7 protein-coding genes are annotated in these 11,217 nt (G+C 62.0%); 1 reads left to right on the forward strand and 6 read right to left on the reverse strand.

Features of this window, described 5'->3' with window-relative positions; genetic code table 11:
* Window position 1 precedes the first annotated feature (1 nt).
* Window positions 2-1,288 carry a fumarylacetoacetase gene (fahA, locus tag HX815_RS05965; RefSeq protein WP_177027942.1) on the reverse strand — a complete coding sequence of 429 codons (1,287 nt, stop codon included), beginning with the start codon at window positions 1,286-1,288 and terminating at the stop codon, window positions 2-4.
* A 3-nt stretch (window positions 1,289-1,291) separates the two neighbouring features.
* Window positions 1,292-2,575: a homogentisate 1,2-dioxygenase gene (gene hmgA / locus HX815_RS05970; protein WP_177027943.1), complete on the reverse strand. Its 1,284-nt coding sequence runs from the start codon at window positions 2,573-2,575 to the stop codon at window positions 1,292-1,294.
* A gap of 119 nt (window positions 2,576-2,694) precedes the next feature.
* On the opposite strand from hmgA, the gene HX815_RS05975 reads away from it, so the two are divergent.
* Window positions 2,695-3,483, forward strand: a complete 789-nt coding sequence (locus HX815_RS05975; protein WP_008438587.1) for an IclR family transcriptional regulator — start codon at window positions 2,695-2,697, stop codon at window positions 3,481-3,483.
* Window positions 3,484-3,638: 155 nt separating this feature from the next.
* Here HX815_RS05975 and HX815_RS05980 read toward each other — a convergent pair whose 3' ends face one another.
* The 4 genes from HX815_RS05980 to HX815_RS05995 form a co-directional block, all read right to left on the reverse strand.
* Window positions 3,639-6,128: a LuxR C-terminal-related transcriptional regulator gene (locus HX815_RS05980; RefSeq protein ID WP_177027944.1), complete on the reverse strand. Its 2,490-nt coding sequence runs from the start codon at window positions 6,126-6,128 to the stop codon at window positions 3,639-3,641.
* A gap of 272 nt (window positions 6,129-6,400) precedes the next feature.
* Window positions 6,401-7,768 carry a DUF1329 domain-containing protein gene (locus HX815_RS05985; protein ID WP_003212808.1) on the reverse strand — a complete coding sequence of 456 codons (1,368 nt, stop codon included), beginning with the start codon at window positions 7,766-7,768 and terminating at the stop codon, window positions 6,401-6,403.
* 26 nt (window positions 7,769-7,794) lie between these two features.
* A complete protein-coding gene (locus HX815_RS05990; protein ID WP_023659149.1) occupies window positions 7,795-9,585 on the reverse strand; it encodes a DUF1302 domain-containing protein in 1,791 nt (596 codons plus the stop codon).
* A 485-nt stretch (window positions 9,586-10,070) separates the two neighbouring features.
* Window positions 10,071-10,982 (reverse strand): SDR family oxidoreductase, encoded by a 912-nt coding sequence (locus HX815_RS05995; protein ID WP_008438591.1) that lies wholly within the window; start codon window positions 10,980-10,982, stop codon window positions 10,071-10,073.
* Between the last annotated feature and the right edge of the window lie 235 nt (window positions 10,983-11,217).

An 11,217-nucleotide genomic window follows, 5' to 3' on the forward strand; every position in this document is an offset into this window, starting at 1 on the left:
CTCAGCGCGCCGCGACCACGGTACCCCGGCATTCGCCGAAGCCGATGGAGGCAAAACCGTCGCGGGTGCAGCGGGCACGCAGGATGATTTCGTCGCCGTCTTCGAGGAATTTCCGCACCTCGCCGGAGGCCAGTTCGATCGGCTTTTTACCGCCCTCGGTGATTTCCAGCAGGCTGCCGAATTGCCCGGCTTCCGGCCCCGACAAGGTGCCCGAACCGAACAGGTCACCCGCCTGCAACTGGCAGCCGTTGACGCTGTGGTGCGCAACCATCTGCGCGACGGTCCAGTACATGTGTTGGGTGTTGCTCAGGGTCAAGCGATGGGCCGGCAGGTTCTGCTCACGCATCGAGGCGGTGGTCAGCAGCACTTCCAGTTCGATATCAAAACCACCGGCCGCCTGGTCGCGCTTGTCCAGCAAGTATGGCAGTGGTTGCGGGTCGCCTTCAGGGCGCGCCGGTTGTGCCTTGCGGAACGGTTCCAGGGCTTCAGCCGTCACCACCCATGGCGAAATACTGGTGATGAAACTCTTCGACAGGAACGGGCCCAGCGGCTGGTATTCCCAAGCCTGGATATCCCGCGCCGACCAGTCGTTGAGCAGGCAGAAACCGGCGATGTGATCAGCCGCGTCGCCGATGGCAATCGAGTCGCCCATGGCATTGCCCTGGCCGATCCAGATGCCCAGCTCCAGCTCGTAGTCCAGGCGTGCGCAGGGGCCGAAGGTCGGCTCGGTTTGACCGGCTGGCAGCGTCTGGCCTTTAGGGCGGCGCACGTCGGTGCCCGATGGGCGAATGGTCGACGCACGGCCGTGATAACCGATCGGCACATACTTGTAGTTGGGCAGCAGCGGGTTGTCCGGGCGGAACAGCTTGCCGACGTTTTGCGCGTGCTCGATGCCCACGTAGAAGTCGGTGTAGTCGTTGATCCTGGCCGGCAGGTGCATTTGGCAATCGGCAGCCGGGTGCAGCGCAGCTTGCAGTTTGCCTTGCTGGTCGCTGCCTTCGGCCAACAGTTCCAGCAGGCGTTCGCGCAGGGCCACGCGCGGGCCACGGCCGAGTTCGAAAAATGCGTTCAGTTGGCCGCCAGCGGTGGCTTCAACGGCCCGGCGGGCTTCGCCTTCAAAGCATTCCAGCGCGGCGTGCAGATCAAGAATCTGCTCGCCAATCGCCACGCCACTGCGCGGTGCCGAGCCATTAACGCTGAACACCCCCAACGGCAGGTTTTGCAGCGGGAAATCCCGGTGACCGTTGGCGGAAACCACCCAACTGCGGGTGAGATTAGGCTGAGTCATGGGTTATCTCCGATTCGGGTTGAAGGTTGCAGGGAGCGAGGCCCAGCAAGCGTCGTAGGAAGGTTGCAGCTGCGAGCATTCAAGGGCGAACTGGGTGGGACGCAGCACCTGGCTGGTCTCGAACATGAACGCCATGGTGTTATCAATCTTGTGGGGCTCAAGCGTCGCGTTGATGGCTTTGGTGCAGGTCTCGCCATCCGGGCCGTGGGCGCTCATGCAGCTGTGCAACGACGCGCCGCCGGGCACGAAGCCTTCGGCCTTGGCGTCGTAGGCACCCTGGATCAGGCCCATGTATTCGTTCATCAGGTTGCGGTGGAACCACGGTGGCCGGAAGGTGTTTTCGGCGACCATCCAGCGGGGCGGGAAGATCACGAAATCGAGGTTGGCCAGGCCGTGCACGCTGGTGGGCGAGGTCAATACGGTGAAGAGCGACGGGTCCGGGTGATCGAAGCTCACGGTGCCGATGGTGTTGAAACGACGCAGGTCGTATTTGTACGGCACGTTGTTGCCGTGCCACGCCACCACGTTCAGCGGCGAATGGTCGAGCTGGCAGCCCCACAGTTCGCCGAGGAATTTCTGCACCAGCGTGGTCGGTTGCTTGAGGTCTTCGTAATGGGCGACGGGGGTGAGGAAATCCCGTGGGTTGGCCAGGCCGTTGCTGCCGATAGGACCAAGGTCCGGCAGGCGCAGTGGCGCGCCATGGTTCTCGGCGACGTAACCGCGGGCCTGGGCATCCAGCAGTTCGACGCGGAATTTCAGGCCCCGGGGCAGCACGACGATTTCCAGTGGCTCGACTTCCAGCACACCCAGTTCGGTCGCAATGCGCAGGCGGCCCTGCTCGGGAACGATCAACAGTTCGCCGTCCGCGTTGAAGAACACGCGGTCCATCGAACGGTTGGCGCGGTAGTTGTAGATGCTGATGCCCGAGGGTTTTTCCGATCCGGAATTGGCGACCATGCCTACAAGGCCATCGACGAAATCTGTCGGCTCACCCGGAATATCCAGCGGGTTCCAGCGCAGGCGGTTGGGCGTCACAGCGCCCAGCGGTCCACCGGCCAATTGCCGTTCCAGCTTGACGAACGCCGGGTGATTGGCCGACGGCTGGATGCGGTACAACCAGGTGCGCCGGGCTTCGCTGCGGGCCATGGTGAAGGCGGTGCCGGAAAAGAGTTCGGTGTACAGCCCGTAGGGCGCTTTCTGCGGGGCGTTCTGGCCGACGGGCAATGCACCGGGCAAGGCTTCAGTGGCAAATTCATTGCCAAAACCCGATTGGTATTCGAGGGTCATGGATCGTCCTCTGAGCGGAAGTTGTTTTTATCGTAATCCAGTTACGCATAACGTAATTTGATACCTGTTGACCGTCAAGCTATAAAGACGCCCATTCGTCTTTCGGATTCATGCCTTCCATGGAAAAGCCGCCCGCCCCCCGCGACACCGGTAAACAGAAAGTCCGCTCGGCTGAAGTGGGCACCGACATCCTCAAGGCCCTGGCTGAACTGTCGCCGGCCACCTCGTTGTCGCGCCTGGCCGAGCACGTGCAAATGCCGGCGAGCAAGGTCCACCGTTATTTGCAGGCGCTGATTGCCTCGGGTTTTGCCGAACAGAACACCGCCACCAACCATTACGGCCTGGGCCGCGAAGCCTTGCGCGTGGGGCTGGCCGCGCTGGGCAGCATGGACGTGCTGAAAGTCGCCGCCCTGCCCCTGGCGGAACTGCGGGATGAGTTGAATGAAACCTGCTTCCTGGCCGTCTGGGGTAACCAGGGCGCGACGGTGGTGCATATCGAGCCGGCGGTGCGCGCGGTGACGGTGGTCACGCAATTGGGCTCGGTGTTGCCGTTGCTCAGTTCGTCCACCGGGCTGGTGTTCAGTGCGTTCCTGCCGTCGCGGGAAACCGTGGAGTTGCGCGAGCGGGAGATTCAGGCGGGCGTTGCCCATGCGTTGGCGGATGACCAGGAATACGCGACCACCTGTGAGCAGATCCGCCAGCGCGGCTTGCACTTTGTGCATGGTTTGCTGATGCCGGGTGTGGACGCGTTGTCGGCGCCGGTATTCAACGCAGTCGGGCAAGTGGCGGCGGTGTTGACCGTGGTGGGACCGACGTCGCTGTTCCATGCCGATGAAGACGGCCCGGCGGCGAAGCGTTTGCTGGCGGCGACCCAGGCGGTGAGTTGGCGCATGGGTTATCAGCCGTAACGCTCAGTATCAGGCACCCAACAGAACAAAATGTGGGAGCGGGCTTGCTCGCGAATGCAGTCTGTCAGTTAAAGCATCAGTGACTGATACACCGCATTCGCGAGCAAGCCCGCTCCCACATTTGATCGTCATTGTTTGACGAATAGTGCATGGCTTCAAGCCATCAAGCCCAGCGTCTTGGCCTTGGCCACCGCCTGGGTACGCCGCTCCACCCCCAACTTGCTGTGAATCCTCCGCGCATGGGTTTTTACCGTGTGCAGCGAGATAAACAATTGGCTGGCAATTTCCAGATTGGAATTGCCCTGGGCAATCAGTTGCAGCACCTCAAGCTCGCGCTGGCTCAGGGGATTTTCCCCCGCCGCCGCCGGGCATTCCTGCGGCTCCAGCCCCAACGCACTCAACAACCCCGGTTGCCTGAGGCGCAGCTCGCGAATCGCCTGCTGTACCTGGCAACGCCCCGCCAGTTCCAATCCGGCTTCCAGCGAGCGCACGGCCAACGGGCGATCGCCGACTTGCCAGGCCACTTCCCCCAGCACCAAGTGCAACTCCGCTTCCAGGCACAGCATGCCCCGCTGACGGGCGGCCTCCAGTAACGCACTCAGGCGGGCGACAGGCTCTTCGGCGCGATGCAATTTCACTTCGGCCAGCACCTGCAAATATTCAAGCCTGGGGATCAACTCCAGGGTGGCCGGCGGTGCTTGTTTCGCCTTGGGGCCACGGTAGTGCCGCAGCACCCGGGTCACCGCCTCCAGGGTCAGTTCGGCGCGACCCTGTTGCAGCCAGAAATGCCCGCTGAGCAACAGCAATACGGCGCGATAGACGGTGTCGGGCACCTGGCGTTGCTGCATCAGGCGCTCAGCGTCGCGCAACTGGATAAACGCCTGGGCGTAATCGCCCTTGTTGGCGGCCAATAGCGCCAGTCCCAGGTAGCCGTAGAGCACGCGTTTGTCCTGGCTGTGCAGGCACATGCCCAGGCCGGATTCGAAGCATTCGGCGGCCACGCCGTCGTGGCCCTGGCGCAGCGCCAGGTGCCCACGTCGCAAGCAAATCCGCCCCATCAACGGCCCGGCTTTAAGCCGCTGTTGCACCAGCATGCGCTGCACATTTTCCAGCAGGCTCTGGGCCCGATACGGCGCGCCGCGCTGCTCCAGCAACTGCGCATGATCGAGCTCCAACAATGCCTCCAACAGCAGTGAGCCGTGGGAGCGCGCCAGGCACAACGCCTCGCGGTTCAGCGCCTGGGCCACGTCCAGCTCGCCACGCAGCAAGGCTTGCTGGGTCAGGCCCGACAGGCACATCAGGCGCGACGTCCAGGCGCTCTCGGGCAAGTCTTGCAGGGCTTCGAGAAAATGTTCCCGGGCCCGTGCGGCTTCGCCGCCCAGATGCAACAGCCAGCCCCATTGCGCCTGCCAGCGGGCCAGCAGATAACGCTGCAGGTGCGCGGTCGGTTGCGGAGTGAAACGCGCCAGTTGGTCAATGCACAACGCCGCCTGGTCGAAACGCCCGGCAAACAGTAACGCCGCCGTTACCAAGCCCACCAGTTGCGCCGAGCCCAGCATCAATTCATCGCCATGCTGCTCATGCAGGCGCAACAACAGCACCGCATTTTGCTGGCGGAACAGGTCTTCAAAACTGAAGTGCTGCAACAGGCTCACGGCCACTTCGTACTCTTCGGCCTGCAACGCTTGCTCAAAGGCTGCTTGCCAGTCCTCGGCGGCGGTAAACCATTGGCACGCGCGCCGGTGCCAGGAGCGCCTCGCTGGCCAGGGTTCGGCGCGCATCAGTTGGGCCAGTGGCGGGAAGACTTGCAGCCAGTCGGTGGACTCTTCCCAGGGCTCGATAAAGGCGCCCAGCGTCTGCAAGTCTCGCAGGTAGTTGCCGCCGTCACCAAAGCCGAACAGGTGGTCACACAAGCTCGGGTTGAAGCGTGGCAGGTGCGCGAGCACGCGCCAGGCCTCGGCCAATTCCGGCGCCAGGCCCGTGAACAACTCGTGTTGCAGGTAGTCGAGCAAGGTTTTGTCCGGGTGCCCGTCGCCTTCAAGCAATCCGATACGCACTCCGGCGCACCAGCCGGCGCTGAACTGCAATACCTTGTCGGCGCTGGGCCCGGCCAAGTGCTGGATTTCGCTGGGGTCAAACGCCAACTCGGCAGCGCTGCATTCCCACAGCTCATCATCAAGCAACAGCCGGGGCCAGTTGCAGGCCGGCCGCCGCCGCGCGCCGATCCACCAGGTCAAGGCCGGGCTGCTGGCCGCCAGAATGCGGTCAAGCAACCCATCCAGTTCAGGCGCCGGCACGCGGCAGAAGTCATCGAGAAACAACCAGGCCGGCGCTTGCCAGCGGTTCAGGGCCAGCAGCAACGTGGGCTCATCAACAAAGTCGAGGCCAAGGCTTTGCGCCAGGCGCTGACACAAATCCGAGGCCACGCCATTCAGCGGCAACCAGTACACCTGGCACTGCGAAGGCGCCTGCAACGCGCACTCGGCGAGCAATGCACTCTTGCCACTGCCGGCCGGGGCGCAGAGCAACTTCACCCGCGCGGTGGCGTTGAGCAGCGGCACGGCCAGGCGCGGGCGCAGCAGATGATGGGGAGACAAGCGTGGCATGAATCCAGGACGATCCAGACAACGGGTCATGGCGGTCATTACTGCGTCCCTGTTTTTTATTATTAGGCGGCGTGCGCCCTACCCTAGTCCTGTGGCTGGCGGTTGTTGAGGAGTATTCAGCAGGCTGATTGGCGGGCATAAAAAAGCCGGGAGCCAAAAGGCCACCCGGCACTCGTTCTAAAGGTGGAACACCGTAAATGTGGGAGCGGGCTTGCTCGCGAAGGCGGTGTATCAGTCACTGATGCTTTAACTGACAGACCGCCTTCGCGAGCAAGCCCGCTCCCACAGTTTGATCGCATTTCAATCAGGTTTTAGCGCACGCCTTCCGAGCGCAATGCTGCCGGCGTGTAGTCGGCCGCCTTGGCCGCAAAGCCGAACACAAAGCTGCTCTTCTCTTCGTTCTTCATGCCCAGGGCGATGTAGCGCCCGGCGATGATGTCGTACAGGGTTTCGACGGTGTAGGCCGGCACCTGATGGTCGTAGTAGAACTGCGCGTGACCTTCAGCAACACGCCACAGCTGGCCGCGGCCGTCGTAGTGGTCCACCAGCGCCACCTGCCAGCTGTCTTCGTCGATGTACATGTGGCGCTTGGCGTAGATGTGCCGCTCGCTCGGCTTGACCGTGCCGATCACTTCCCAGACCCGGTGCAGCTCGTAGCGGGTCAGGTCCTGGTTGATGTGGCCGGCCTTGATGATGTCATCGTACTTGAGGGTCGGCGAATCGAGCTTGTAGCTGTTGTAGGGAATGTACATCTCCTTCTTGCCCACCAGCTTCCAGTCGTAGCGGTCGGGAGCGCCGGAGAACATGTCGAAGTTATCCGAGGTGCGCAGGCCGTCGGCCGCAGTGCCCGGCCCGTCGTAGGCCACTTGCGGCGCACGGCGTACCCGGCGCTGGCCGGCGTTGTAGACCCAGGCCAGGCGCGGTTCCTTCACTTGGTCGAGCGTCTCATGCACCAACAGTACGTTGCCGGCCAGGCGCGCCGGGGCGGTCACCGATTGTTTGAAGAAGGTCAGTACGTTGGCGCCCTTGACCGGGTCCATGTCCGGGATCAGTTGCGGCACGGCCACTTCTTCCTCGAAACGGATCGGCGTGTAGCTGCCGTTGGTCTGCGGCGTGGCCTGGGTGATGATGCGGCGCAGGTTGCCGCCGTGGTAACGGGTGATGTGGTTCCACAGCACTTCGACGCCATTTTTCGGAATCGGGAAGGCGTAGTAGCGGTTGCCGGTGAAATTTTCCAGGCCATTGCCGTCGTTGATCGCGTGTACGTTGAGCGCGCTGCGCTTGATCGACTCGTAGATCTCCGGCGGCAGGTTGACCGTGCGGTGGGTCGGGTACACGGGGATCTTGTAGGTTTGCGGGTAGCGCTTGAACATCGCCACCTGGCCTTCGGAGAGTTTGTCCTTGTATTTGTCGACCGTGGCGGCGGTGATCACGAAAAGCGGCTTTTCATTGGCGAACGGGTCAGCGAGGAAACCCTTGCTGTCCACCGCCCCGGCGTTTTTCGGGATGCCACCGGTCCATGCCGGGATCGAACCATCGGCGTTACCGGCCTTCTCGGCGCCCACCGGGGTCAGGGTAGTGCCGAGCTTGGCCGCTTCTTCCGGCGACACTGCGGCCATCACGTTGGCGGCCAACAGGCTCAGGGCCAACACCCCGCATTGCAGAATCATTTTGCGCATAGTCTCTTGTCCTTACTTAAGCCAAATCAGAAGTTCACGCCAAAGCTGAGGGCGATGAAGTCGCGGTCGGTGAGGGTGTTGTAGTCACCGCCAAAAAAGTCGGTGTAGCTCAGGCTCGCGGTGTAGGTGTTGCGGTAGTCCGCATCCACGCCGACGCTGATGGCCTTGGCGCCTTCGTTGAACAGGCCGTTGGGGCCGTAGCCGCTGACGTCCTGGGACCACGACACGTTGGGCTTGAGGTTGACCCCGGCGAATACGTTGTTGTAATCGAGGATGGCCCGGGCGCGATAACCCCAGGAGTTGGCCGTGACAAACCCATCGGTGTCGCCGCCGAACCCGTACTGGCCGTAGACCGAGTCACGGCCATAACGCAGCTTGGATTTCGCCTCCAGCCCGCCGACGTGCACAAAGGCCGCCTCGCCCACCAGGGTCAGGCGTTCGGCGCCCAGTACCTGGTCGAAGAATTGGGTCATGGTGCTCTGGATCTGGGTGATTTCCTTGCGGCGGTAGCCGGCGTTGTCGGCACCGAAGGAACTGCTGATCGGTGAAGCGGCGTTGCCGGCAATCGGGTTGACCAGGGCCAGCGTCAGGTCGGTGGTGTTGAGTTGTACGGGGGCATTCGGGCGGTAGCTGATTTCGCCGGTCCAGGCGGTGCCGGTGGGCAAGGTGGTCGAGAAGCTGGCACCGAACAGGCGGATGTTTTCCGGGTAGTCGAGGTAATACTGGCCGCGACCGAGCATCGTGCTTTGCGCCAGGCCGGCCCCGGTACCCGGGGCGATCCCGTTGGCCGCGTTGGCAATAGCGCCAATGGTTGCCAGGTTGGTGTTGGCGGTGATGGTACCGACGGTGGGCGTGCGGCTGTGATAGTTCATGAAGTACAGGCCGTACTCGGTGTCATCTCCCAGCCAGCGCAACGCCATGCCGAACTGGCCGCCATCGCGCGCCTCGCGGTCTTTTGCACGCTGCACCACTACGCCTTCTTTCGTAACCTGGAAGCCCTGGCCAAACGCCGCCGCTACCGGTTGCAATGGTGCAATCGCCGGGCTGCCGACGGTGTAGTTGCCGTTGCAGCCATGGGCCACCACGTCGTTACCGAAGAAGGTGCCGCAGTTGTCCACCACGGTGTTTTCCCAGTTCAACTGGTAGAAACCTTCCACGCTCAACTGGTTGGTGAGGCTTTGGGAGGCGAACACCATGTTGACCGGAATCAGGCCTTCCTTGATCTCGGCGCCAGGGCGGCGGAACGCGGAAACGTCGATGGGGTTGATGCTGTTGATGGAGTTGCCGATGAACGTACTTTCCCCCCAACTGACCACCTGTTTACCGACGCGCACGTTGCCCGGCAAATCGCCGATGGAATAGTTGTGATAGACAAATGCATCGAGTAATTCGTAGCCGGAAGAGCGCGCGCCTTCGTCGCGGTGGTTATTGCTGATCTGCTTGAATTCGCGGTCTTCGTCCTGCAGTTCGAAGTCGTACCAGTACTTGCCGCGCACGAACACGCCGCTGTCGCCGTACTTGAGTTCCAGGTCGTGGATGCCCTTGAAGATCTTGGAGAAGGTCTCGCCCTTCTTGAAGTTCAGGCGACCATCATCGCCGGTGGAGGCCTGGCCCGTTCCGCCGTTGGGAATGCCCACCAGCTTCTTGTCGGCATCGCGCATGCCCCAGCTGGCACCGACCGACAGCGAGGAATCGAATTGCCCTTCGATCTCGCCGATGTTGAACGAAACAGCCTGCGCCTGGGCACAGCAACCCAAAGCAACCGCAGCGGCCAGCGCCTGTGGCCTGAAGATGGCGCGCATTGTTGTTTTTGTCATGCGTCTTCCCCGGTGGTGTGACAGAAGGCCCCACCCTACTGCCCGCGATCAGGAGCGATAAGCGCACCAAGGAGGTATTCGTGTTGTCGCTCGAAAGGATGAGAGGGCGCTCTGGCCGGGGTCTTGGAGAGGCCATGGACGAGATGGATGAAGGATTATCAGGGGGATGGATGAGGTGTTATTGCCACTGTTGCGGGTTTGGTAACAGTCCTTGTCTCGAATCGCTATTTTTCATTTTGTAACAAAAGCCTATTCTTGCCTGGCTTTCAGGGCAAACCGCCCGCTTCCAGAACCTGGAAGAACAGCCAGTTTTTTATGGATTGATCAATATTTTCAATCTTTTACCGGTGTTCACTGACGTTGATTTATTGCTCCTTGATCAAACGTCTTACTTCAGCCGCTGCCTTTGCAGCGGCTTTTTTTATGCCTGAAATAAAGCGGGGCGCCATGGCGCCCCGCTTGATTAAAACTTTTTCACGTAATGATCACAGGCTGTACTTCTGCAGGTTGGCCATCATCTCCTTCAAGGCCTCGATGTTGTCCTTGGGGTGAGCGGCCCCGTCGAAGTCACAGATTTGCTGCCAGTGGGCGGCGACATCATCCGGGGAGAACCCGGCTTCAGGATCAAACCCAACCCCCAGGCTGCGCTCCCAGCGGGTCTTGCCGATCCAGCCGCCGCCCACCTCAAACAGCCCGGAGGTTTCCTGACACGCCTCGCTGCCCAGGTACACCACCAGCGGGCTGATCAATTCCGGCTTGAGGCGTTCGAAGACTTGCGGCGGGATCAGGCCTTCGGTCATACGTGTACCGCCGGTGGGGGCGATGGCGTTGACCAGGATGTTGTTCTTGCGGCCTTCCAGCGCCAGGGTGCGGGTCAGGCCGTACAGGCCGAGCTTGGCCATGCCGTAGTTGGACTGGCCGAAGTTGCCGTAGATACCGGAGGTGGAGGCGGTGAAGATCACCCGGCCGTAGGCTTGTTCACGCAGGTGGGGCCAGGCGGCGCGGGTGACTTTGTAGGCGCCTTCGACGTGTACGCGGTAGACCAGGTCCCAGTCGCTGTCTTCCATTTTGTGGAAGGTTTTGTCCCGCAGGATCCCGGCGTTGTTGACCACGACGTCGATGCGGCCGAAGGCGTCGAGGGCGTTCTGGACGATCTTGTCACCGTCGGTGACGGAGTCGTGGTTGGCCTCGGCGATGCCGCCGGCTTCGCGGATTTCGGCCACTACGCGGTCGGCCGCCGAGGCGTTGGCGCCTTCGCCCTGGGTTGAGCCGCCAAGATCGTTGACCAGCACTTTGGCGCCGTGTCTGGCGAACAGGAGTGCGTGGGCGCGGCCTAGTCCGCCGCCGGCACCGGTGACGATCACGACCTTGTCTTGGAACTGCACAGGCTCACTCATTGGGGACTCCAGGGGTGGTTAGGGGTGGATGGGTTGAGTGTCAGGCACGGGGCCTGGGGTCACAATAAATACGGCTGGGGGTGAATGGTGCGCGATAAGGCTGGGGGATGATTGGTGTGGGTTAGATGGGGGACATATCCGTTATTTAGGTAACGGCGGCTTATGGTTCCGCTCTTACAGCGGCTCACTTTTGAAGAGCGCAAAAGTAAGCAAAACGCTCTTGCCCCACCACTCG

This window comes from Pseudomonas sp. E6002, assembly GCF_013385565.1.
Classification (GTDB): Bacteria; Pseudomonadota; Gammaproteobacteria; order Pseudomonadales; family Pseudomonadaceae; genus Aquipseudomonas.